The 24,952-nt window shown below is 63.9% G+C and carries 17 protein-coding genes; all 17 read right to left on the bottom strand.

The window, feature by feature from the left end; all coding sequences use genetic code 11:
- Positions 1 to 15: 15 nt before the first annotated feature.
- The 17 genes from DDF70_RS01750 to bcsA all read right to left on the bottom strand — a co-directional run bounded on the left by DDF70_RS01750 (position 16) and on the right by bcsA (position 24,809).
- Complete coding sequence (locus DDF70_RS01750; RefSeq protein ID WP_114943288.1) at positions 16 to 843, bottom strand: ABC transporter ATP-binding protein; 828 nt, start codon at positions 841 to 843, stop codon at positions 16 to 18.
- Positions 843 to 1,697, bottom strand: a complete 855-nt coding sequence (locus DDF70_RS01745; RefSeq protein WP_114943128.1) for an ABC transporter ATP-binding protein — start codon at positions 1,695 to 1,697, stop codon at positions 843 to 845. Before DDF70_RS01745 ends, DDF70_RS01750 begins: the two co-directional genes overlap by 1 nt.
- Before the next feature lie 2 nt (positions 1,698 to 1,699).
- Positions 1,700 to 2,614: an ABC transporter permease subunit gene (locus tag DDF70_RS01740; protein WP_114943127.1), complete on the bottom strand. Its 915-nt coding sequence runs from the start codon at positions 2,612 to 2,614 to the stop codon at positions 1,700 to 1,702.
- On the bottom strand, positions 2,611 to 3,621 hold the full coding sequence (locus DDF70_RS01735; RefSeq protein ID WP_114943126.1) for an ABC transporter permease subunit: 1,011 nt from the start codon (positions 3,619 to 3,621) through the stop codon (positions 2,611 to 2,613). Before DDF70_RS01735 ends, DDF70_RS01740 begins: the two co-directional genes overlap by 4 nt.
- Positions 3,622 to 3,686: 65 nt before the next feature.
- A complete protein-coding gene (locus DDF70_RS01730; protein WP_114943125.1) occupies positions 3,687 to 5,288 on the bottom strand; it encodes an ABC transporter substrate-binding protein in 1,602 nt (533 codons plus the stop codon).
- Positions 5,289 to 5,530: 242 nt separating this feature from the next.
- Positions 5,531 to 7,447: a response regulator gene (locus tag DDF70_RS01725; protein ID WP_114943124.1), complete on the bottom strand. Its 1,917-nt coding sequence runs from the start codon at positions 7,445 to 7,447 to the stop codon at positions 5,531 to 5,533.
- The gene (locus tag DDF70_RS01720) at positions 7,444 to 9,168 is read right to left on the bottom strand and encodes a response regulator (RefSeq protein ID WP_114943123.1); all 1,725 of its coding nucleotides are present in this window, start codon (positions 9,166 to 9,168) and stop codon (positions 7,444 to 7,446) included. The genes DDF70_RS01725 and DDF70_RS01720 overlap by 4 nt, the downstream gene beginning before the upstream one ends.
- Positions 9,165 to 10,241 (bottom strand): chemotaxis-specific protein-glutamate methyltransferase CheB, encoded by a 1,077-nt coding sequence (gene cheB, locus DDF70_RS01715; RefSeq protein ID WP_114943122.1) that lies wholly within the window; start codon positions 10,239 to 10,241, stop codon positions 9,165 to 9,167. The genes DDF70_RS01720 and cheB overlap by 4 nt, the downstream gene beginning before the upstream one ends.
- Positions 10,242 to 10,251: 10 nt before the next feature.
- Positions 10,252 to 12,471, bottom strand: a complete 2,220-nt coding sequence (locus tag DDF70_RS01710; RefSeq protein ID WP_114943121.1) for a hybrid sensor histidine kinase/response regulator — start codon at positions 12,469 to 12,471, stop codon at positions 10,252 to 10,254.
- 24 nt (positions 12,472 to 12,495) lie between these two features.
- A complete protein-coding gene (locus tag DDF70_RS01705) occupies positions 12,496 to 14,172 on the bottom strand; it encodes a methyl-accepting chemotaxis protein (RefSeq protein ID WP_170316012.1) in 1,677 nt (558 codons plus the stop codon).
- A 1-nt stretch (position 14,173) separates the two neighbouring features.
- The gene (locus DDF70_RS01700; RefSeq protein ID WP_114943119.1) at positions 14,174 to 14,773 is read right to left on the bottom strand and encodes a chemotaxis protein CheW; all 600 of its coding nucleotides are present in this window, start codon (positions 14,771 to 14,773) and stop codon (positions 14,174 to 14,176) included.
- Between the two features lie 2 nt (positions 14,774 to 14,775).
- Positions 14,776 to 16,215, bottom strand: a complete 1,440-nt coding sequence (locus DDF70_RS01695) for a CheR family methyltransferase (protein WP_114943118.1) — start codon at positions 16,213 to 16,215, stop codon at positions 14,776 to 14,778.
- Complete coding sequence (locus DDF70_RS01690) at positions 16,215 to 16,721, bottom strand: chemotaxis protein CheW (RefSeq protein WP_114943117.1); 507 nt, start codon at positions 16,719 to 16,721, stop codon at positions 16,215 to 16,217. The genes DDF70_RS01695 and DDF70_RS01690 overlap by 1 nt, the downstream gene beginning before the upstream one ends.
- A gap of 98 nt (positions 16,722 to 16,819) precedes the next feature.
- Positions 16,820 to 18,949: a tetratricopeptide repeat protein gene (locus DDF70_RS01685; RefSeq protein WP_114943116.1), complete on the bottom strand. Its 2,130-nt coding sequence runs from the start codon at positions 18,947 to 18,949 to the stop codon at positions 16,820 to 16,822.
- Complete coding sequence (locus DDF70_RS01680) at positions 18,925 to 20,037, bottom strand: family 8 glycosyl hydrolase (RefSeq protein WP_425374039.1); 1,113 nt, start codon at positions 20,035 to 20,037, stop codon at positions 18,925 to 18,927. The genes DDF70_RS01685 and DDF70_RS01680 overlap by 25 nt, the downstream gene beginning before the upstream one ends.
- On the bottom strand, positions 20,034 to 22,604 hold the full coding sequence (locus tag DDF70_RS01675) for a cellulose biosynthesis cyclic di-GMP-binding regulatory protein BcsB (RefSeq protein WP_114943115.1): 2,571 nt from the start codon (positions 22,602 to 22,604) through the stop codon (positions 20,034 to 20,036). Before DDF70_RS01675 ends, DDF70_RS01680 begins: the two co-directional genes overlap by 4 nt.
- Before the next feature lie 9 nt (positions 22,605 to 22,613).
- Positions 22,614 to 24,809 carry a UDP-forming cellulose synthase catalytic subunit gene (gene bcsA / locus DDF70_RS01670; protein WP_114943114.1) on the bottom strand — a complete coding sequence of 732 codons (2,196 nt, stop codon included), beginning with the start codon at positions 24,807 to 24,809 and terminating at the stop codon, positions 22,614 to 22,616.
- Positions 24,810 to 24,952: the final 143 nt, after the last annotated feature.

The following is a 24,952-nucleotide window of genomic DNA, read 5'->3' as shown; positions in this document are numbered from 1 at the left end:
TTTGCGTTCGATGCTTTAGGCCGCGTTCTTGCGTGCCAGACGAGCCTTGATGCTCGCGGGATCCGCGCGCGGCGTCGCGGCGAAGAGCGTCTTGGTATAGTCGTGCTTCGGGCTCGAGAACACTTCGTCGCGGGTTCCGTATTCCACGGCTTCGCCGAAATACATCACCATCACGTCGTCGGCGATGTAGCGCACCACCGACAGGTCATGGCTGATGAAGACGTAAGTCAGGTTGAACTCGTCCTGGAGATCGGCCAGCAGGTTCAACACCTGCGCCTGGACCGAAAGGTCGAGTGCGGAAACCGGCTCGTCGAGAACGAGCAGGCTCGGATTGAGCATCAGCGCGCGGGCAATCGCGATGCGCTGGCGCTGACCGCCGGAGAACATATGGGGATAGCGGTTGTAATGCTCCTCGCCGAGGCCGACCTTCTTCAGCATCGCCATGGCACGCTCGCGGCGCTCGGCCGCCGGCACGTTGCCATGGATCATCAGCGGCGCGCCAAGCACGTCGCCGATCTTTTGGCGGGGATTGAGCGAGCCATAGGGGTTCTGGAACACGATCTGCACTTCGCGCCGGAGATCTTTCGTGAGGTCTCCCTTGGCGATGTCGACCTTGTTGCCCTGGATGAGAAGGTCACCGGATGTCGCGGGGTCGATCAGCGTGAGGATGCGCGCGAGCGTGGACTTGCCGCAGCCGCTCTCGCCGACGATGGCGAGGGTTTTCCCCTTTTCGACCGTGAAGCTCACGCCTTTGACGGCATGAACGGTTCGGCCCTTGGAGAACAGGCCTCCAGGAACATGGTAATCCCGGACGATGTTTCGGGCTTCGAGAACAACACTCATCATACGGCCGCTCCGGCGATCTCGCTTCCGTCCTTGAAATAATCGGCGATGGTAGGCAGTCGGTCGCCCGTCGCGTTGTCGGGCAACGCGGCCAGGAGAGCCTTCGTGTAGTTGCTGCGCGGGCTCTCGAACAGCGTCAGAACATCCGCCTCTTCCATTTTGCGGCCCTTGTATTGGACCACGACCCGATCGGCGGTCTCTGCGACCACGCCCATGTTGTGGGTGATCATGATCATGCCCATCCCGTGCTCGGCCTGAAGCTTCACGAGAAGATCCAGGATCTGCTTCTGAATCGTGACGTCGAGCGCAGTCGTCGGCTCGTCGGCGATCAGGAGCTTCGGATTGCACGCGATGGCCATGGCGATCATCACGCGCTGGCACTGGCCACCGGACATCTGGTGCGGGAACGAACTCAGGCGCTCGTCGGGATTGGGAATGCCGACCAAGGTCAGAAGCTCGATGGCGCGCGCGCGCCGCTCCCGGCGCCCGAGACCGAGATGGAAACGCAGCACTTCCTCGATCTGGAAGCCGATCGTGTAGCACGGATTGAGGCTTGCGATCGGCTCCTGGAAGATCATCGCGATATCCTTGCCGACGATCTTGCGCCGCTCTGAATCGGACAAGGTGAGAAGGTCGCGCCCGTTGAAGGCCATCTTGTCGGCCGTCACCTTCGCGGTCCACGGCAGGAGGCCCATCACGGCGAGCATCGAGACGGATTTGCCCGAGCCGGATTCGCCGACGATCGCCAGGACCTCGCGCTCGTCGACCCTGAGCGACACGCCATCCACCGCCCGGAACATGCCGGCCGAGGTCTGAAATTCGACGACGAGGTTCTCGATTTCAAGAAGCGCCATGATCAGGACCTCTTCAGTTTCGGATCGAGGGCATCGCGAAGACCGTCGCCCAGAAGATTGAAGGCGAGCACCGTGATCAGGATGGCGAGACCAGGGAAGGTCACGACCCACCAGGCGCGGAGCACGAATTCACGGGCATCGGCCAGCATGGTGCCCCATTCGGGCGACGGCGGTTGCGCGCCGAGACCGAGGAAGCCGAGCGCTGCGGCATCCAGGATGGCGGTCGAGATGCCGAGAGAAGCCTGAACGATCAGCGGAGCCGTGCAGTTCGGCAGCACTTCCTTGAACATCAGGCGCATCGTGCCGGCGCCGCTCACGCGGGCCGCCGTCACGTAATCCTTCGAGGTTTCCGTGATCACCGCCGCACGGGCAAGGCGCACGTAATGCGGCAGGATTACCAGTGCGACCGCCAGCATGGCGTTCATCAGGCCGGGCCCGAGCACTGCCACGATCACGATGGCGAGCAGAAGGCTCGGCATGGTGAGGACGATGTCCATCAGGCGCATGATGAAGATCTCGATCAGGCCGCGGAAGAAGCCCGCGACGAGACCGAGCACGGTGCCGATGATGATGGAGATCGTCACCACCACGATGCCGATCAGGAGCGACAGGCGCGCGCCGTAGATCATGCGCGAAAGGATGTCGCGGCCGATCGGGTCGGTTCCGAGCGGATAGGCGAACGAGCCGCCGCTCTGCCAGAACGGCGGCTTCAGGGCGATGGTAGTGTCGGTGAGATAGGGCGAGTGCGGAGCGATCACGTCGGCGAGCAGCGCCACGAGCACCACCGCGACGATCACGACGAGCCCGGCAACGGCGCCGTGGTTGGCGCTGAAATAGCTCCAGAACTCGCGCAGCGGGTGGGGCGGGGTGGCTGTCGGAGCAGCGACAGCCGGAGCTTCCATGATTTCTGTGGTCATCGCGTATGCCTGATGCGAGGATTGATAAGGCCGTAGGCAAGGTCGACGAGAAGGTTCACGCTCATCACGACAACGCCGAGCAGCAGGGCGCCGCCCTGGAGCACGGGATAGTCACGGCGGAAGATCGCCTCGATGAGCCATTTGCCGACGCCGGGCCAGGAGAAGATCGTCTCGGTGAGGATGGCGCCGGTGAACAGCACGCCGACCTGCAGGCCGATCACCGTCACGACGGGGATAAGCGCATTGCGCAGGGCGTGCAGGGCGATGATCCTGAACCGGGGCAGACCCTTGGCCTTGGCGGTGCGGATGTAATCCTCGCCCAGGACCTCGAGCATGGCCGAGCGCGTCATACGGGCGATCACCGCCAGGGGTACCGTGCCGAGGACGATGGTGGGAAGGATCAGGTGGTTCACCGCCGACCAGAAGGCTTCCGGCTCGTCGGAGAGAAGGGTATCTATCAGGAGGAAACCAGTGACTGGCTCGATGTAATAGAGCACATCGATGCGACCTGAAACGGGCGTGATGCCGAGCTGCACCGAGAAAAGAAGGATCAGGATCAGGCCCCACCAGAAGATGGGCATGGAATATCCTGCGAGCGATATTCCCATTACGCCATGATCGAAGATCGAATTTCGTCGGACCGCCGCAATGATGCCTGCCGGAATGCCGATGATCAGCGCGAACAGAATGGCGCAGACAGCGAGCTCCACGGTAGCCGGGAACAGGGACTTGAATTCCTCGAGCACGGATGCCCGTGTCACGATGGACTTGCCCAGATCGCCCTGCAGCACGTGCGAGATGTAGATGCCGTACTGAACCATGAGCGGCCGGTCGAAGCCGAATTCCTTGCGGAGCTGCTCGTGGCGAGCGGCATCGATGCCGCGCTCGCCGGCCATGGTCTCGATCGGATCGCCGGGGACGAGGCGGATGAGGAAGAAGGCGAGCAGCGTGATTCCGATGAAGGTCGGAATGATCAGGCTGACGCGGGTAAGGATGAATCGAAGCATAGCCAAAATGGAAAAAAGGCGGAGCGGCCGCCAAGGCCGCTCCGCCGGGTTGCGGGAAAGAAAGCTTACTTGCCCTTAATGTCCACGCCATAGAAGGTATGGCGGCCGAAGGGCGAAAGCTTGAAGTCCACGACTTCCTTGCGAACCGGCTTCAGCTGCACAGCGTGAGCGATCGTGAACCAGGGAGCCTGCTCCTTGAAGATCACCTGAGCCTGCTGATAGAGCTTCGTACGCTCGGCCTGATCGGTCGTGATCTTCGCCTTCGTGACGAGATCATCGAACGGCTTGTAGCAGAACTTCGCCACGTTCGAGCCGTTGCCCTGCGCCGAGGCGCAGCCGAGCAGGGTGTGCAGGAAGTTGTCCGGGTCGCCGTTGTCGCCCGTCCAACCGAGCATGCCCATCTGGTGCTCTCCAGCCTGCATGCGCTTGCGGTACTCGCCCCACTCGAAGCTCTTGATCTCAGCCTTCACGCCGATCTTGGCGAGGTCGGCCTGCATGAGCTCGGCGATACGCTTCGCATTCGGGTTATAGGGACGCTGAACCGGCATGGCCCACAGGTCGGTCTCAAGACCGTTGGGGTAGCCTGCCTCGGCCAGGAGCTTCTTGGCTGCTTCCGGATCGAACGGGTCGTCCTTGATCGAGTCGTTGTACGACCACATGGACGGCGGGATCGGGTTCTTGGCCGGAACGCCGCTCGTGAGGAACACCGCGTCGACGATGGCCTTCTTGTTGATGGCCATGTTCAGAGCCTTACGGACGCGCACGTCGTCGAAGGGCTTCTTCGTGGTGTTGTAGGCGAGGTAGCCGATGTTCAGGCCGGGTTGGTCGAGGATTGTGACGTTCGGATCCTTGCCCATGGCCTCGAGGTCAGCCGGGTTCGGATACGGCATGACATGGCATTCGCCCTTCTGGAGCTTGGCCCAGCGGACGGAAGCGTCCGGGGTGATCGAGAACACGAGGTCATCGATCTTCGCCTTGCCGCCATAATATTCCGGGAAGGCCTTATAACGAATGATGGCGTCCTTCTGGTACTGGACCAGGTAGAACGGGCCCGTGCCGATCGGCTCTTGGTCGATCTTCTCCGGGGTGCCAGCCTTCAGCATGGCATCGGCATATTCCTTGGACTGAACAGCGGCGAATTCCATGGCGAGGTCGGCCAGGAACGGAGCTTCCGGCTGGTTCAGCGTCACCTTCACGGTGTAGTCGTCCACCTTCTCAACCGACTTGAGCAGCTTCGGCATGCCCATATCGTCGAAGTAGGAGTGGTTCGGGCTCGTCACCTTGAAGTAGGGGTTGTCCTGCTTCCACTGGCGCTCGAACATGAACACGATGTCGTCGGCGTTCATGTCGCGGGTCGGCTTGAAGTTCTTGTTCGTGTTGTGCCACTTCACGCCCTTGCGCAGGTGGAAGGTGTAAACCGTGCCGTCAGCGGACACGTCCCACTTCTCGGCGAGGCCGGGGGTCACCTTCGTGCCGCCGCGCTCGAATTCCACGATGCGGCTGTAAACCTGCGTGCTGGCATCGAAGGATGTGCCGGTGGTGTTCACGCCTGGATAGAAGTTCTCCGGGCTGCCCTCGGAGCAGTACACGAGAGTCTTGGCGGCCAGCGGAGCGGCGGCCAAGAAGGCCGGAACGCAGATGGCTGCGAAAAGGGCTGATTTTTTCATTACCTAGTCCTCTGAGACGGCTCTACTCATGGCCGTTCTGTGACGGAGTTAAGGTGCGAAGCCCCGATAATGTCAATCTGTCCATGAAACAATGGATAATTTTTAAAGGAAATTTACCATTTTCTGCCGTTGGGGCAGAGGGAATCGGCAGGCTAATAGTCAATTTTCCGCGATTTCGAGCGGTTTTGAGCCAAAACCCCCTGGACACCTTTTGTCCATAATCTGCGGCTCCCGAGGACAGGTCAGATGGAGGAGCCGTGCTCCTGATCCAGGCGAGCCGCCTGGGTTACCTTTGCGGCCAGATCGGCGCGGCTGAAGGGCTTGTGGAGCATCAGATAGTCGTCCGGCAGTCGCTTCGGATCGGCATATCCCGTCACGAGCAGGATTCCGAGACCGGGCCGGATTTCCCGCGCCTTTCCGGCAAGGTCGGTTCCCGTCATGCCGGGCATCGCGAAATCGGCAATGAGGAGATCCAGCTGATTGTCCGCCTTCAGGATGTCGAGGGCCGACGATCCGTCCGCGGCCTCCACGACCCGGTGGCCCATTTCGGTCAGGTAGGCAGCCGTGACCGTCCGAACGTCCGGGTCGTCGTCGACGAGAAGAATCCGCACCTTGGGCGCATTGGGCGCAATCGCCGGCTTCTCCTGCGGCCCCTCCTTCTGTTCCGTGGCGGCGCGCGACAGGTAGAGCTCCACCGTCGTTCCCGATCCAACCGTGCTGTGGATGGTTACGGTGCCGCCGGATTGCTGCGCCAGCCCATAGACCATCGGCAATCCGAGCCCTGTTCCCTTGCCCACCTCCTTGGTGGTGAAGAAGGGCTCGAGCACTCTGGTCAGAACCTCCGGTGGAATACCGCTGCCGGTGTCCGCGACCGAGATCACCACGTATTCGCCATCGCTCAAGTCGGGAATCCTGCCTTCTTCCACCATCTCGTTACGGGTCGAGAGGGTCAGAACGCCATTCTCGGCCATGGCGTCGCGGGCATTGATGCACAGATTGAGGATCGCGAGTTCGAGCTGGTCCGGATCGACCATTGCCGTCCACAGGGCCTCGCTCAGATGCCGTTCGATCCGGATCACGCCGCCGAGGGTACGGGTCAGCAGATCGTTCATGCCCGTGATGACCTGGTTCACGTCCACGGCCTGAAGCCGCAGGTCGCGCTGGCGGCTGAAGCTAAGGAGCCGCTGGGTCAGGGAGGCACCCCGCTCCGCTGCGTAAGTGGCATTCTGCAGAAGCCGGTTCAGCCGGGGATCGTCGGGAGCCCGGCGGGAGGCGAGATCCAGGCTGCCGAGGACGGCCATCAGCAGGTTGTTGAAGTCGTGGGCGACGCCGCCCGCGAGCGTGCCGAGAGCCTGCATCTTGTCCGCCTGCCGCAGGCGCATTTCCATGAGCTTGCGCTCGGTGATGTCTCGCTCGATGGTGGCCAGATTGGTGACGATTCCCGCCTCGTCCAGGATGGGAATGTGGTTGATGAGGATCCACTGGGTCGTGCCGTCGGGAGCGGTCCGCTCCTCGATCACTTCGTCGGGCGCGCGCGCCGCGACGGCCCGGCGTTCCGCCTCCTCGATCATGGTGGCACGTTCCGGCGAGACATAATCCCGCTCCTTGCGGCCCAGGCAATCCTCGGTGTTGCAGCCGAGGCTCCGCGCCTTGCTGGCGTTCAGGCGGACGAAGCGGCCCTCCAGGTCCTTGAACGAGATCAGGTCGCCGGTGCTTTCCATCAGCCCGCGCAGAAGCGCGCGTTCCGTGTCGAGCTTTCGGGCCAGCATACGCCGCTGGTAGGCCGCAGCCACCATGTTGGCGAGAGCGGCCGGATCCCAGGGTTTGGGCACATAGGCCATGATGCGGCCCTTGTTGACCGCCCCGATAACGGCCTTGAGATCCGCATATCCCGTGAGAAGGATCGCATCGGCATCAGTCTCATGACGGGCCTGGGCCAGGAACTCGTCGCCCTGCATCTCGGGCATCCGCTGGTCTGAGATGATGATGGCAATGTCAGGCTCGTGCCGGATGATGTCGAGCGCCTGAATGGGCGACGAGGCCGTCAGCACACGATAGTCGTTCTCGAACAGATCCTCGAGCGCAATCAGGATGTCCGGTTCGTCATCGACGACCAGGATCGTGCCATGGGGTGAATTCATCTCGCTCGTCAAGGTCATGAAACAATATGCCTCGGGATCGTGATCGTGAATCGGGCACCCCCCTGGGGGCCCTTATCCACCGCGATCGATCCCTTATGGGCTTGGACGACGCTATAAGCGATGGCGAGGCCAAGTCCAGTTCCAGACCCTACGGGCTTGGTGGTGAAGAACGGTTCGAAGATGCGCTCCCGCAATTCGCCTGGGATTCCCGGCCCTGTATCGCTGATCTTGATGGTATAGGTTGTCTCGTCGCTCTCAGTTTCAATGTCTATGCCGCCTGTTCCCTTGATCGCATCCGCGGCATTGCCGACGATGTTCATGACCACCTGGTTCAGAAGCGCAGGCGAGCAGTAGAGGTCGGGAACCGCGTTGTAATGGCGGCGCACGTCGATCCGGGTGCCGAGCTTGTGGCCCAAAAGGGCCAGGACGGTTTCGATCGATTCCGGCACGTTGACCGTCTGGAAGTCGCCCTCGTCCAGGCGGGAGAAGCGTCTCAGGTTGAGGACGAGCTCCTGGATCCGGGCAAGGCCCAGCTTCATGGCGCCGACACGATCGCGCGATTTCTGCACCTGCCGCTCGAGGCCGGCCTCCGGCGGGAGCTTCGCGGCGATTTCGGTCAGCAGCCTCTCCACGGTCCCCTGATGCGCCTGGATGAAGGCGAGAGGATTGTTGATCTCATGGGCGATACCCGCCACCAGTTCACCGAGGGACGCCATCTTGGCGGCTTGGACGAGTTGGGCTTGGGTACCCTTGAGTAGGTCGTTCGCTTCCGCCAGCTCGCGGTTTGCATTGGCGAGCGCCTCCGCCGAGGCAGCTTCTGCCCGGGCCTTGGCGAGGGCCAGCTCCCGTTCGCGCAGCTCCGCCTCAATGCGCCAGTTCTCGTCCTGCATGAGCTTTCGACGGACGAGGGCGCGGATGCGCACGCGCATCACGTCCGCCTCCACCGAGGAGGGGACGATGTCGTCCACGCCAGCAGCAAAAGCACGCGAAAGGATGTCTCCACCCTCCTCGTTGCCAAGGCCCACGATGGCAAAGGTGGGGGCGTCGGTGCCCGGAAGCGGCGCAAGGCCGCGATAGAGGTTCAGCTGACGGCAGAGTTCGACCCCGTCGAAGCTCGGGCTGAGCAGGTTGACCAGAATGCAGTCCCAGGTGGCGTCCAGCCTGCGGACGAGCCGGAGGGCCTCGGCCGGTTCTGAAGCCGGCGTTACCGCATAGCCCTCATGGGCCAGCAGGTTCTGGAGGTAGGTGCGGTGCGTCGGGCTGTCGTCCACGATCAGGACGCAGGCCCGCCGGAATGTTCCGAAACTCGGGGATTGCCGCTCTTCCCGTGAATCCCCGATGGGAGACGAGCGCCGGCGCAGCAGGGCCTTGATCCGTAGAACGATCAGTTCCTGCTCGGCGGATTTGGAGATGTAAGCATCCGCGCCGCTTTCCAAGCCCTGGCGCTCGACCGTGCGCTCCCTGGCTTCCGTCAGCATGATGACCGGGATCGCCCGCGTCCGTACGTTGAGGCGCATCTGACGGGTCAGTTCGTCCCCGTTCATGCCGGGCAGATGGTAATCGGCGATGACGAGGTCGGGCAGCTTTTCGTTCAGGCTGTCGAGGGCCGCTTCCGCCGTGGAGCGCCAGGAGACGTTGAACCCGTTCGTCTCGAGCATATGGCGCAACTGGAGGGCCTGGGTTTCCGAATCCTCGACCAGAAGGATCTCGGCGGCCTGCGCAACGGAACCGGCGCTCATTCGCCCTCTCCCCGCGCTAGCCTCACGATCCGGGGAGCGATCAGGTCGAGGGGCAGGCTGACATTGACGCCGCCCAGGCGGGCCGCAGCGGCGGGCATGCCATAGACGACGGCGGTGCTTTCGTCCTCGGCCAGCCCGTAGCCTCCCGCTTGGCGCAGCTCGACGAGGCCCTGCGCGCCATCCTCGCCCATGCCCGTGAGGATGACCCCGAGGCCCCTCCGGCCGACGGACCGGGCCATGGACTGGAACAGCATGGTGGCGGAGGGCCGCTGGTTGCCCAGGGGAGGTTCGGCGCTCACCTTCAGGGTGCCCGCGGGGGAAAGCAGCAGGTGCCGGTCGCCGGGCGCCACGTAGACATTGCCTGCGGCCGGGATCTCCTGATCCTGTGCCAGACGGACATTCAAAGGCAGCAGTCCGTTCAGCCAGGAGGCGAAACCCTCCATGAACGGGGCGCCCATATGCTGGACGAGGAGAACCGGCAGCGGAAAGTCCACCGGCAGCGCGCCCAGGACTTTGGAGAGGGCGGGCGGCCCACCCGTGGAAGCGGCAATCCCCATGATGCTCGGCCGTGCCGCACTCCATTCCGGATCGCGCCTGGGAGGCGTGGTGGCCGTTCTCTCGCGCCACGGCGCGAACGAGCGCTGCCGGACCACCGGTACCTGGCTCATGATGTAGAGCTGGGTGCAGATGGTGCTGGCAATCCCCGAATAATTGGCGCTGGAGAGACCGACGGGCTTTTCCACCACCGTGAGCGCACCGGCCCGCAGCGCATTCATGGAGATCTTGAGAGAGGAATCCTCGATGCTGTCGGCGATGACGACGATGGGCGTCGGGTGTTGCGACATGATCCGGCGCGTGGCTTCGAGACCGTCCATTCCCGGGAGGCGGATATCCATGGACACCACATCCGGCTGCACGCGGCCGATTTCCTGGAGGGCCTCCTCGGCCGAGCTGACGGCGGCGGCGACCACGAGGCGGGGGTCGCTGGCGATGATATGGACGAGCAGCTGACGGACGACGAGGGAATCCTCGACGACCATCACACGGACCCGTGGCTGAGACGCCATACTCATCGCCGGATACTCACAGCACCTGCCCGATCGTCGCCAAGAGTTCGCGTTGATCGAACTTCTGCTTGGTAATATAGGCGCTCGCGCCAAGATCGAGACCCTTGCGCACGTCCTCCGGGTCGGCCCGCGACGTCATGAGGATGACCGGAAGAGTGGAAAGCCGCGGATCGTTCTTGACCGCCTGCAGCAATCCGAAACCGTCCATGCGCGGCATTTCGACGTCGGCGATGACGAGATCGACGATGGCTTCGCCCGAACGCAGGACGTGAAGGGCATCGATACCGTCGACGCTGAGGAGGACTTCGTAGCCCTGCGCCTCCAGAATGCTCTTCTCGAGAGTGCGGGTGGTGATGGAGTCGTCGACCACGAGGATCGTCCGCGCCCGCCGCTCTTCCTCGGGCGCCCACCGGGCAAGCCCGAGGCCCCCAGCCGCGAGACTGCCCTCGTTCTTCACCCAGTGCTCGACCAGTTTGTCGGGGCTCAGCACGAGGGCCGGCATTTCGTTCTCCAAAAGAACGGTGCCCGAGACCAGCTCGTTGAGCCCGACCGCCTGGATGTCGCTGACCAGCATTGTCCGGACATCGTGGAACGTATTGACGGCGAGCGCGCAGGTGCGGGAGCCGTGACGGACGAGCACGGCCTTCACGTGTCCAGCCTCGGTGGGGAGGGGGGCATTGGGCGATCCTGTCAGGGCTGCGAGGGCGACGACTGGGACGATAACGTCCTGTCCCCCGATCTCGATCCGTGCCGTGGGGCGACCTTCCACACTTTCCAGCGCGTCGGCAGGCAGCCGCAGGAGGCGCACCACCGCGTGGGACGGCAGGCCGAACGTCCGCTCCTCCGCTTCCAGGAGCAGCAGAGGCTGGCGCGCCGCCGTGAAGGGCACGTTCAGAAGAATCTCCGTCCCATGTGGGTAGCGCGGCCTCATCAGGACGGAGCCTTGCAATTTGCGGACGGCCTCCGCGACCACGGACAGGCCTATGCCCCGGCCAGACAGCCGGTCGACTTCGCCTGCCGTCGAGAAACCGGGGGCGAAGACGAGGGACAGGAGCTGGTCCATCATCGGCGGCGGATGGCTGGCATCCCGTGGCTGCAGCAGCCCACGTTCGACGGCGACCTCCTCGATCCGAGCCAAGTTCGGGCCCCGTCCATCGTCGCGAACGCTGATGACCAGGCGCCCGCCGCGGGAAGCCAGTTCCAGGATTACCTCGGCCCGCTCGGCCTTACCCTTGGCAACGCGCTCCTCCGGCGGTTCGATTCCGTGGCTCACCGCATTGCGCAGGAGGTGCATCACGGGATCCTTGAGAGCCTGAAGCACCTGGCGGTCCGCCTGGATGTCGAGGCCGATGCTGCGCACATTCACGTCACGCCCGGCCTTGCGCGCGATCTCGCGGACCATGTGGCCGAAACCGCCGAAAACCGTCTCGGCCGAGACGAGGGAGACACGGTCGATGTTGTCGCGAACCTGACGCGCCGCCTGTTCGATGGACCAGCTCGACTGCCTCCTGTCGCGAGACAAGGCGGACAGCCTGCGGAACAGCGCCTTCAGTCCCTGATCGAAATCGCGCAGGCGCGGGGCGAAGGATGGATTGTTGCGGGAACCGAAGCCTTCAGGAACGCGCTGTGTTGCGGAACTGAGCGTGTTGACCTGTGCGTGAAGCTGATCCCAGCTTCGCCGGAGGCCCCTAACCTCCAACTCGATCTGCCGCAGCGCGTCGTCGATCCCCTCATCGGCCTGCAGCTCGGCCAGGAGCTGATGCATGGAATCGGACAGTTCCTCCATCTGATCGGCGGCGACGCGGAGATAGGCCCCCGCGCCGGCATCGGCAGGGGCGGGCGCGTCCGCCTTTGGGGCTGCCGGTTCCGGCTCGATCGGCTCGGGCTTCAAGACCGGTGCCGGAGCCATCTGGCGTTCCGGCAGCTTCAGGACATCCGCGACAAGATCCTCGATGAGGTCGAGGTTCTGCCTGACCGTGGCGACGGTGGGCTCGTCCAGGGCCTGCTGGCCCTCGAGCACCTGGGAGAAGAGCGCTTCGAGCTGATGGGCCACTTCCTCCACGGCCGGCAGGTCGACGGCGCGGGCCGCTCCCTTGAGGCTATGCGCCCGGCGAAAGACGTCGGTCAGGTCGATCTCGCCCCCACCCGCGTGATCGAGCGCGGCCCGGATCGCCTGAAGATGCTCCCGGTGCTCCGCCTCGAAGGCCGCCAAAAGCTGCTTGCGTATATCCGTCACGACACGCGCGTCCCCATGGGCCGATTACAGGCGGTAGCGCTCGGCAAAGCCGAGAAGCTGTTGCGCGAGGGACGACAGGTTGGCCGCCGCCGTATCGAGCTGGCGGGTGCCTGCGGCCGTCTGCTGACTTGCCTGGCGGATGTTCTGAAGGGCTCCCATCACCTGCTCGATGCCGAGCTGCTGCTGGTTGGTCGACGCGATGATCTGCTGGAAGGTCTGGACGCTTTCCTGGATCTGGCCGGAGATGCCCGTGATGGTCTGCTGAGTGATGTCGGTGCGCTCCTTGCCGGCAGCAACGCGTTTCACAGCCTCTTCCGTCAGCATCACGGACGAATTGATGCCGCGCTGAATGTCGCCCAGGATCGAGCGGACCTGCAGCGTCGCATCTTTCGCCTGGTCGGCGAGAGTCTTCATCTCGGAGGCCACCACCGCGAAGCTTCGCCCGTTCTCGCCGGCCGCCGCCGCTTCGATGGCGGCGTTGAGGGCAAGAAGATGCGTGCGCTCGGAAATGTCGTTGACGGACGTGATGATCTCGCCGACGGCCTGCGTCTTCTCACTCAGGGCGACGATGTTCTCCGCCACCGCTTCCGCCTGTTCGCGAATGGCATCCATGGCGCGGGCCGTTTCCTCGACCGCCTGCAATCCCGAGACGCTGGTCTGTGCCGCGGCTTGGGCGGATGCGATGACCTCCTGCGCGCGCTTTCCGATCTGGGTTCCCGAATGGGTGATCTCGTCGACCGTTGCGGCGGTTTCCTGGACGGCCGCCAGTTGTTCCTCGACGGAGGCCGCCTGTTCCTGGGTCGATGCACGGATTTCCGCCGCCGCAGCGTTCAGGTTTTCCGTTGCCTCGCGGCTCTGTTGCGCAAGCTGGCGCAGACCGTCGACCATGGTGTTGAGCGTCGCGCCGAGATGCCCGATCTCGTCCTTGCCGGCTACGGCCTTCTGGCCGCCGAGTTCCCCGCGCCCGACCCGCTCGACGAAGCTCATGAAATTGCCGAGAGGTCCGGTGATGGAGGAGCGCAGAGCGTAGGTGATCAGGACGCTCAGGAGCGCTGCAACCGCTACGGCCAGGATGATCGACATCCGGCTCTGCTCATAGACTTCGCCGATTCGCCGCTGCCCGATCGTGATGGCCTCGCCCAGAACGCTGCGGGATTGAACGAGATTCCTGTTCCAGGACTCGCGGCTGGCATTGAGGCCGTTCTGGGTCGCGGCGACGGTTGCAAGGTCATTGCTCTGCTCGGCGGCAAACTGCCTCTCCGTCAAGGTGCGGATCTGGCGCAGATCTCCACTGGCGCGGTTGAAAATTTCGGCAATGCGCCGCCAGGCATCCGCTCTCTGCGCGGTGACCGATCGGGTAACGAAATCGTTCACCGTCGCGATGGCCTGCGCCATCGCAGATTCGGTCGCAACGGCCTGCTGTTCCCAGGCGCGGGTCAGGTCTTCTCCGGATGATTGCTGCTGGCCCAGGGAGCGCAGGTAGAAGCGAGAGAGAATTTCCTCCCGCAGGCCCCGCATGTTGTTCTGCAGGTCGCCGAGATCCTCGATCTGGCGCATCAGCGCCAGATCGCGTGTCACGATCGTCTCGGTGGACTGGCGGACGTCGTCCAGCTGGTTGATGGCATAGACGCCAAGGCCGACCATCAATGCGATGATGACGGCGAAGCCGAGAAGAATGCGGTTGGCGATCGAGATCGTCACGTCAGACTCCGGGAACAAGAGATGTTGGCAGGAAGGGGCGCAGAAGGCGCTCGGTATCGAGAAGAGAGAGCGTTTCGTCCTGCCCGTCAGGGCCGGATGGAAGTTTGCCGTATCCGGTAACTGCATCGTTGCGGAAGCCGGTCGCATCGTCGCCGGTCAGGGGGAGGATGTCCTCGACGGCATAGGCACGCTCGACCCTCAGCGCGACCTGCGGCTGCTCTCGCCGCAGCAGGACGAAGTGCTGGTTCTCATTTTCCGCAGAGGACGGCTCGAGCCCCAGGGCAAGGGCGAGATCGATCACGCTCACCAGTCGCCCGCCCCGACCGAACAGGCCGATCAGCGCCGGCGGCCCATCTGGAACAGGCATGCATTTCTGGGGCGGCAGAACCTCCGCCACGGTTTCGACCGGGAGGCCGAAGCGCTCACCGCCCGTGCCGCAAACCAAGGCGCGAAGAAGGGCTTCCGCCGGAGACGTTGTCGTGTCCCTTCGCGCCGCGAGGCGTTCCGTGCGCTCGTCGAGGATGTGCTGCATGCGCTCCTCGGCGGAGCGGACGCGGACACGTTCCATCAGTTTCAGCTTCCGGCGCGCAGATCTCGCCACGATCAACTCCTGCGCTTGGACGGCGTTGCCGCTTCGAGATGGATACGAATGAGATTGCGCAGATCCCTGGCGGTCAGTCCGTCGGCCTCGTCGAGGGGGCCATCGTCGGGCATTGCGGCTGCAATGCGGGCCGCATTGGTCAGGGCGCGCCGTCCGGGAGTCGAGCGACCTTCCGCGAGCAACAGCAATCCAAGGTGGTAATGGGCCATGGCAAAGCTTTTATCGAGATAGATGCTCTTAAGGAAGCTTTTCTCGGCATCGTCGGGCCGTCTGAGACCATGCAGGATGAGGCCATGGTAAAAGTGAAGGGCGGCGCTCAGAGGCTCGGCGACCAGGGCCTTTCGGCAGAGAGCATCGGCCGCAGCGAAATCCCCCGTATCGGCGCTCACCCGGACCTCCTCCAGCAAGGAGCCCGATGCTTGGGAAGAGCGGGGGGCCTCTGCCCGGGACGGTTTCGCTGCAGGCGGAGCGAGACGCGGTGACTTGACCGGCTCGACAGGCTTCGGTGGGGGAAGAAGCGGCACCCAATGCGCGGGGACGGAGCTGGCTTGCTCGACGGGAGAGATCGCCGATGTCGTCCCCGTGCCCGGTCGATAGGCCACGGTCCCGGGCAGGTTCAAGGTCTGCATCATGGCGGAAAAGGCAGGATTGGGCTCCGCATGTCCCAGCAGCATCCACCCGTCTTCCGTGAGGCGGTCGCGCAGGGCCTCGACGATCCGGACCACGGTGTCCGGATGAAAATAGATCAGGACGTTACGGCAGAGGATCAGGTCGAAATCGGTTAACTCGAGGGGAGAAGTGCCATCGAGAAGGCTCAGGAGATTATGCTTCTCGAAACGGACAAGGGAGCGGAATTCAGGCCTGACCTGCCACTGGTCCTTTCCGGCATCTAGGAAATAGCGATCCCGCTCCATGGCCGGCATGGAGCGAAGCGCCCATTTCCCGAACCGCGCCTGCCTGGCCATGCTGAGGAAGCTGTCGTTGATGTCCGTGCCGACGATGCTGACGCGCCATGTGCCCAGTCGCTCACCGAGGATTTCCTTGACGAGAATCGCTAGGGAGTAGGGCTCTGCTCCGGTCGAGCATCCGGCGCTCCAGATACGCAGCCGCTGCGTGTTGCACTTCCTGTCGATGATCTCCGGCAGGATCGTCTCGCGCAGGGCCGCAAACTGCTCCACATAGCGGAAGAAGAAGGTCTCGCCGATGGTGATCTCGGCTTCCAGCTTTCCCCATTCGGCCGGGCCCGAAATCGCATCGTCCAGGAGGTTCAGATACTGCGTCGAACCGGCAAGGCCCGTGGCCCGCAGGCGCTTGCGCACCCGCTCCCAGAGCAGATCGTCCTTATCCTGGTAATAGAAATGTCCGGTGCGCTCGATGATGCGGTTTTTCAGGTCTGGAAAGCCGGCATCGATCAGCGGGACAGCGATGGCACGTGTGGCCATCAGGCCTCGACCGCCCATTCGCTGAGTCGGCTCTGCGCCTTGCGCCCGAGTTCCGTCAGAGCCTGCTGCTCTTCGGCAAGGAGAATGCGCTCGACCGAGAGCAGGTGGACGAGCCGTCCGCCCCACGTAACCTCCGCCTCGACGCAGCCGTTCAAGGTGCCCTCTTGGCTGACGGGTGACAGCTGCGACGGAGCCACGCTCGCAACATCGAGAACCCTGTCGACGAGAAGCGCCGTCGTTCCGGACGTGTTGAACCGTTCGATGAGGATCAGGTGCCGGTAGAGGTTCGCCTCGGCGCCGTCGTCCGTTCGCTGAAGGCCGAACAGCACATCGAGCCGAAGCACCGGAACCGCATGGCCGCCCAGGTTGAAAAATCCCGCCACCGGGCGAGGCAGCGCCGGGGGGCGCCACAGATGGGGCAGGGGCAGAAATTCGCGCGCGGCGCTTCTGTGCAGGGCACAGGCGGTGCCGCACACGTCGAACACTATGATCTGCAAGCTGGCCATGAGGTCGAATCGAGGGGAGAAACCGGATCTGGGCAAAAGCCCATTCGGCCATTAGATAGGGGCAGGGCCGGCCCTGGCAACCGCCCCGGAATCGGGCGCTAATACCGTATCTGGCCTGTGATTTCGCGAATGGCGTTCAAGCCGCCGGCGGCTTCCTCGGAATATCCCGTCTGCTGAACGGCGCGGAAAACCTTCTCGGCATCGTCGTAGCGGCCGAGCTTGACATAAGACCAGCCGCGGATGAGCAGAAGATCGTTCTGCTCCGGGACGAGCCGGGCCCGCTCGGTCAGGGCGAGGAGGGTTTCCACGTAGCGCCCGTCCCGGTAGGCGGCCAGCGCCCGCTGCGTCAGGATCGAGGCGCCGAGTTCCACCCGGCGCTCGCGGGTCTGCGGCGCCTCCGCGGCCGCGATGGCCGCCTCGGAGGTCAGGTTCTTGCGCAGGTAGGCAAGGGACTTGCCGTAGGCCGCTTCCTCGCGGGTGCGGCTGCTGCCGGTGGCGATGGCCTGATCGAAGGCTGCCACGGCTTCCATGGGGCGGTTGATCTCCATCAGGCACCAGCCCCGGGTGAGGGCGCTGTCGCCGGACAGCCCGGCCGGATTGCGCGTCATGGCGCAGCTGCGCCCGAGAGTGGACCGGGCCTGGGTCTGCCTGCTCCGCACATTGGCTTCCGTCCTGGCGAACGTCTGCTCGGTCTCGACACGCTCCGCCGTGACTTGGCGGGAGGCCGGGCGAGGCTGTAGCGGCACGGGAGCGCTTTCGGCAGGCTGAGCCATGGGGACCTGTGCGACAATGGCCGGCGTGGCGGCAGGCTGACGCCTGATAGCCGCGTTGGTGCCATCCGCCAGCTCGGCGATGCGCTGCGAGCGACCGCGCCACTGAGCGACCACGGCGTTGAAGCCTGCCCGATCGTTCAGGCGCTGGGTGGTCAGGGCGAGCCCATAGGCCGAGGCTTCGTCGTCGGCCTTCCAGGTCAGTGCCGTGCGGAACCAATCGCGCGCCGTGCGGATCTGCTCCGTGTTGTAGGAGTACCAGCCGAGCGCTTGGCCCGCATCCGAGAAGCGTTGCGCGGTGACGACGGGAACGATCCGGGCAAGCACCTGCGGTTCGAGGCGTGGCGGCGGATCCTGGCTGAGGAGCGCGGTCGCCACGTCGAGATAGATCTTCATGTTCTCAGGGGCGCGTTCTCGCCATTCATAGGCAAAGGCTTCCGCATCCGCGAGGCGCTCGAGGGCACGCAGCGCCATGGCATAGCCTTCCGCCGCCTTCGTTCCGCCGTCGCGGTCGAGGGCCGTCTTGAACAGTTCGAGCGCCCGCGCCGGATTGCCGTGATGATAATTGTACCATCCGAGGATCAGCACAGGGCCCGCTTCATTCGTGTTCTGGACCATCCGCTCGACGACGGCGAGATCCTCGGCCGAGGCCGTCATCTTGCTGTCGAGGGAGGCGCGCTCGACGCGGCGACGGGCCAGTTCGTCCCGGATGGACGTGAAATCGTCCGGGGTTTCACCGGTCTTGCGTTCGAATTGGAGCAGGGCGGTGACCTGCGGCTCAGGCAGCAGGGTGAGCGCCTTCTGAAGGGTGGCGAGACGCTCGCCCGGATTGGCGCAGTTCTGCAGGAGATACGTGTAGACGTCCCGCGTCCGGTTCGGCTGGTCCGTCCGGGCAAAAGCCTCCGCCACCCGCCACATCACGTCCACGTTCGTGCAGGTCAGAAGACCCGGGGTTTCCGTCGCCACCTGCAGGACCGTTCGCCATTGGCCCGTATCGGACGCATTGGTCAGGCGGCGGCGCGCCTCGACCATGTCGAGGGCCGTGACGAGCTCCTCCGGCGGTTTCCAGTTCGGGTCGGAGGTCTGGCGCTCCGTGATGGCGGCGCGGACCTCGGCGATCCGGTCTTCGCGATAGAGATTCCACAGACGCTCGATGAGCGGGTCCGGCGCAGCGGCTGCGGCGCCCGAGAGCTGCGAGAGGTCGCTGGGCGGCGTCCAGTTGGGGTAGAGCGCGCGCAACCGTGCGATTTCCGCATTCACGCGGCGGGTATCGCCTTGGGATGCGAAATAGCGCAGGGCGGATTCGTCGACCTGAGGCTGAGACCCGTTCGCAGGCGGTGTCGGGGTTGGCGGCGATCCGGCGGGCGGCTGATTAGTGCCGGTGCCCGTTTGCTGCGCGATGGCCGCGAAGCCCAGGATTGCAACCGCAATCGTTATGGCACTGCCGACGAGACGCATTGCGGATATTTTTCACCAAGCACGGATTTCGCCAAAAGGTACAGGGTCGACGGATAGTAGAGGGTCGGCTCGAAGGTCTTCAACGTCTCGGGAATAGGCGTTCCATCGAGAGCACAGGCCAAAGCAGCGGGCAGGATGGCGTAGCCCTGGTCGGTCAGCCGCTCCCGGACGTGTCCGGTCACCACATTGACCACGGCAACTCCTTTGTTCTCCGCAGACCAGCGCTGTCTGAGAGCCCTGAGCCACTCCATATCAGTCATTCCTGCTCTCAACAGGTAAAGCGGTATCCTTAACGAGTTGTAACCAAACTCGGGAGGAAAGCCATCCGCCGGTTGCGGCTGCAGTCCGTTGTGAAGCGAGATCCAATCGGCCGGGAGCCTGACGCGGCCCGAGGTCGCCTGCTGCAGCAGCATCACGCCGTCTCGCCAGACGCGGTTCCATTCATACTCGGGCGCCAGGGCCGCCATCACCGGAAAAGCCTCGAAGACCCAATAGGAGAGATTGACCACCGGGCCGTCGGGACGGTCGGACGCCCCGAAGCCATGGGCACCCGGCAGGAGAGTCAGGGATTGTCCATTGCGGCTGAACGTGGTCCTGCCGATGGCCTTCGCGAGCTTCTGCGCGGCATTCGTGTAGCGGGACTCCTGCCAGGCCGCTCCGGCCTTGGCCAGGGCATAGGCGATGAGCAGGTCGCCGTCGGTGGCATTGTTGCGGTCCGTCACCCGCGGTTTCGAGGCCGGATCCCACTTCCAGGCGGCCAGACCATCATCCCGAATGAGGAGCTCCGTGAAGGTGAAATTCCAGATCTTCTCGAAGGAGCTCCTGTCGGCGGCGGCCAGGGCGAGCAGCAGTCCGTATCCCTGACCCTCGCTGTGGCTGATATTGCCGTTGGCGGTATCGACCACGCGTCCGTTGTCCTCCACGAACCGCGAGCGGTAGGCCTCCCAGTCTGCCTGGGAGATGCTGCCAATCATGTTCAAGGGCTGAACAGAGAGAGTTTGGGAGGATGCCATTGGCGCCGTGAGAAGGAAGAAGGCGGCAAGGAGCCCGGGTAGAAGCGGGAGAGGCCGAAGCATCCGGATCGTCATGAGCGGCGTCCCAGGCGGTTCAGGAGCAGCGAGGTCGCGACGCCCAGGAAGGTACAGCACGCCAGCATGAGAAGAGCATAGGGAAGGATGTTGGCCGACATCCAGTTCGCCGCAACCAGGCGCAGGTTCGACAGGGACGGGGGCTGCGTCTGCACGAAGCGGTATTCCTTGATGGGCTCGACCTGCAGCTTCATCTCCCTGGGATCGAGCGCGACGGCGCGGCCCGCGATCTGGGACCAGATTATCGGATTCGCCAGCCGGGCCGTTTCATCCGCCAGCGCCTTGTCCGAGCGGGCCGTCACGAGAGTCCAGACACCGGACGATTCGGTGCGGCTCTGCGCCAGGAGCAGGGACGCCCTCTGCGGCGGCTCATAGGGCGCATCGATGCGTTCATTCAGCGACAGGGAATTGAGGGAAAGGCTGAAGGTCCTTTCCATCCAGTCCTGCACCGTGCCGATCGTCTGTTGAAGAACGCCGCGTCTCTGGAACGTCTCCGACCATCGCTTGCGGACTTCGTCGGTCGAGGCGGCCGTCATCCGGTCCGGAGAAGTCTGGGGCGCAGGGATGCTGAAATCCGTGCTGGCGGCCTGTTGTCCAGGCCGGTCGCCCGCGGTCGGCGTCGACGGCCAGATCATGCGCAGATGCTCCGACACCTTCACCCGATTGAGCAGGCCCGGGGGAATCTGATCGACTGCGCCAATGAAGAGCACCGATTCGTCGTCCGCCGAGGCTGCATTGGCAAACTGCGCGCGCACCGGCGTGCCGGCGCTGCGCGCCATGCGGGCGAGCAGGGTTCCGGCTGCGGAATAGTTCAGCGGATCGGGCCGGGCCAGCACCACGGTCGTCGGAAGATCCTCGTCCGGAAAGCGGCCCGAACTCAGGACCGCGAGATCCGGCAGGCGCCCGATGCGCCCATAGGTCGGAAATTCGAGCGTGGTGGTATCGAACAGGACGAAGCGTTTCGTCTCGGAAAGGGTCTCGCCTGGAGTGCAGCGCTCATCGGCGTCCGTCAGCAGCGCAGCCTCGATGGTGACGTGGTTGAGCCCGGATTTGAAGTTCTTGAGCGGTACGCGGATGTTATGCCGACGGACGATGTCCCCTTGCGAGGTGATCGTCATCTGCGTGCTGATCATGCCGTTGACGAACACATTGACGTGACTGCCCGGCTTAACGGCGGATGTATAGGCCGCATCGAGATGCAGGACGGTCTCGCCATACTCGGTGGCGTAGAAATCTGGTGGCAGGTTGATGGAAAACCCTACCTTGAACCGCCGGCCGGAGAATTCCTGCGTCGGGACGCCGAGATCGGCGAAGCGGAAGTTCTGGGCGCCGAAGGCGGTCGGCACTTCCGGCCACTGCCATGAGGCGGTGTCGATCATGCCGCGCTCGGTCTGGGAGACACCCAGGCCGCGGGTTCCGACGATGCCGATGGCGGTATCGAGATCCTGCCAGGTCGGTCCGGAGACCACCAGGGTCGAGCCCAGGGAGCCCGGCTCCTGCATCATCATCGTCAGCGGCTGGATCGAGGCGGCATCCGGCACGCCCGCGACCAGGCCGCGCAACTCGCTGGAAAGGCCCAAGGCCACCTTGATCGTGCCGATCGGGGAGGGGCCCGGATCCGACTCCACCACCTGGATCACCGGATGGGCATAGCGTCCGCGCAGGGCGACGAGCTGCACGAGACGCAGCAGTCGGTCACGGATTTCGGGGCGGTAGATCTTGGGGGCGACCACGCGGATCGTCGTCACTCCCGCATTGTCAACGCCGACGGCAGGCAGATCGTCCAGGCCGCGCAGCGTCTTGGTGGCGCCTTCGGCGAAGACGAGCTTCGTGGAGGCCGAGTCCACATCGGTCCAAAGCTCGTAGGTGGCATCGATCGTGCAGTCTGTCCGGTGGCGCTGGAAGGCTTCCATGCGGACGATGTTCTGTCCCGCCCGCAGGAGGCCGGGACGGATGGAAGCCGTCAGGCGCTTGATGTCGTCGGGCGACGAGATCGGCGCATCGACGACGGATTCGCCATTGATCGCAATCCGCAGGCGCGAGCCTTCGGGCATGACCACGACGGCATTCTTGTATCCGAGCGCGATGCTGGCGCCGCTGGAGGCCTCATCCTGGGTGAGGTGGACGGTCCACGACCGTGCATCGGTCTCGCCCTCCAGGCGGATCGTCTCGAAGGGAAGAATGGGGCGCTCGATCCGCGTCGCGTTACGGGCCCCCGTGGCGGGCGATCTGGCAGGGGCGGGGGAGGCGGCCTGAGCCGGAGGCGCTGCCGGAGCCGGGCGTTGAGGCGCAATGGTGAACGGTGACGTCCCACCGAGAGGAGGTGCGGATTGACCCGGAGGGGCCGACTGTGCCGTGGCCGGGTCCGAGGGGGGCGCACCTTGCTGACGCATCTCGAAGGGAGCGGTGGAGGGGGCCTGCTGCGTCGGTTCCTGTTGTGGTGCGGGCCGGGCTGCCGGAGGCGTGCTTGGTGCGCCGGGCGACATGCTGAATGGCGTCTGCGCAACAGCGCTCTGCGCGCCAAGCGCCTGAATGGCCAGCAGAGAGAAGATCAGGACCCGACGCACGATAGACCTCTATTTGGCAGCCGAAGCGACGGACGGCGCCGAAGGCTTCGAGGCGCCGATCTTCTGCAGACCGAAGAAGTAGGAGAGGCCTCGTCCCGTCTGGTAGAACGCGACCATGAAGAACCAGAGCGTTCCCCGGAGAACACCGATATCGTGGTGTCGGTTCTTCTGGAATTCGCTCCACTGATCGGCATTCGCGAAGACCAGATCGGCGATCATCCGGCGATGCCCCGGCTGCTCGATCAGGAAACGGCAACCGAGCAGCAGGCCCTTTTCGTCCATGCCGACCTTGCGGATCTCCATGGGCAGGTGCTGGACGGGAAGGCTGGAGAAGGGCTGGAACTCGAGAGTGCCGGAGGTCCCCTTCTTCAGCTTCGGCTCGGCCGACGGTGGAACGTGAACCCTTGCGCCTCCGACCGAGACGTCCCTCAGGACTGCGTCGATGGTCTCGTCGCCCATGATGAAGCGGCAGGGGCGCTCGACCCGGACACGATGGCTATGGCGCCTCGTGGCCCGCTCGGACACCACGCCCAGGGCGCAGCCTGCGATGATGAGGTTGAGGACGTTCCAGGCGCCGGTCACGAGGGTGAGATCCGCCTTGTAGGGCTCCGCCCAGACGCGGATTCCGGTGGCAATGACGCCGAGGATCAGGATGCCGAAAATGATGAAATACGGCGTTCCCAGCTCCGAGACGCGGCTCTCCTCCATGGATTCGTTCTTCGCCGTGACCTTGAAGGTGGGCTTGCTGGGATTGGCGATCACCGAAAGCACGGCCGGCAGCAGGTAAATCGTCTGGATGTATTCGTAGAGATCCGAGATCCACGGCCAGCGGTAGCGGCCGTAGAGATAGTTCTGCATCATGAAGTTCACCATCATGTAGGTGAACGTGTAGGCGAGGAACTCGCCGCCCGATGCGGTGAAGATCTCGAGCGAGAAGAAGAGATAGCAGAGCGGCGAAATGAGGAAGCAGAACCGCGAGAACGGGAACAGCCAGAACATGCTGCTCGACATGTAGCACAGGCGCTGCGAGATCTTCAGGCCGCGCTTCAGGGGCGGAAACTTGTAGCGCAGGATCTGCATCATCCCTTGCGCCCAGCGGGAACGCTGGCCGATGAAGCTTGCGAAGCTGTCCGGCTGCAGGCCGGCGATCAGGGGCTTGTCCACGTAGACGCTCGTCCAGCCGCGCGAATGGAGCTCGAGCGCAGTCTCGCAATCCTCGGTGATGCTGACGCCGCTGAAGCCGTTGGTTTCCTGAAGGGCCTCGCGCCGGAGCACGGCGGCCGAGCCGCAGAAGAACGCCGCGTCCCACTTGTCGAGGCCGCGCTGAATGACGCCGTAGAACATCTCGTTCTCCGACGGCATGGTCTGAAACGTGCCGAGATTGCGCTCCAGCGGGTCGGGATTGATGAAGAAGTGGGGCGTCTGAACCAGAAACAGGTTCTTGTCCTTGGTGAAATAGCCGACGGTCTCCATGAGGAAGCTGCGCGCGGGAGCATGGTCGGCATCGAAGACGGCGACAAGATCGCCGGTCGAATTCTCGAGGCCGTTGTTGAGATTGCCCGCCTTGGCGTGCAGATTGCGCGCCCGGGTCAGGTATTTCACCTCCATGACGTCGCAGAGTGCCTGCAGCTCTGCGCGGCGCTCGCGGGCCTCCTGGGCGGCCTTGGCGTTGCTCGAATTGCACTTTTCGTCCGTGCCGCCGTCGTCCAGAAGCCAGACCGTGACCTTGTCCGCGGGGTAAGTCATGGCCTTCGCTGCGGCCAGGGTCGTTGCCAGCAGGTCGGCGCCCTCGTTGTAGCTTGGGACGAAGACGTCGACGCTCGGCAGGTTCTGAGGGTCGATCTGGGGCGCTTTGCGGGATTTCAGGGGGCTCGACACCACGAACAGGCTCAGGAACAGCATCATGACGCTGTACATCTCGGCCAGATAAAGCAGGAATCCCGGAATGAAACTCGCGACCTCGGTGATCGGCGGGATCGTGCTGGTGGTGCGCCAGAAGACATAGCGCAGGACGATGGCGGTGCCGAGAGCCAGTGCGATCAGCCGCCAGATGCCCTGGGCGCGGAAGAACTTCAGGATGATCATGCAGGCTACGACCGTGAGGCCTGCCACGAGGTGTGCCTGGATGCTGATCGGAAGAGCAACGATCGAGATGATCAATACCGCCGCCACAGCCCAAAAGGCCACGATAAGACCTGCTCGCATCGTCTGGGTTCTCGGCTCGAAAGTTGGCGCGGGAATTCCACGCTTAGTTCAAGACTAAAGTCGGGTCTATTAATATATCTATAGTGTAGCTTAGGCCTAATGTCACAGCGGTAAACGTAATGTTATTTATATGAAATAGCATT

It is taken from the genome of Microvirga calopogonii (assembly GCF_003347665.1).
Taxonomy (GTDB): domain Bacteria; phylum Pseudomonadota; class Alphaproteobacteria; order Rhizobiales; family Beijerinckiaceae; genus Microvirga; species Microvirga calopogonii.
The sequence above is the reverse complement of the archived record's forward strand: the minus strand, read 5'-3'. Positions and strand labels throughout refer to the sequence as shown.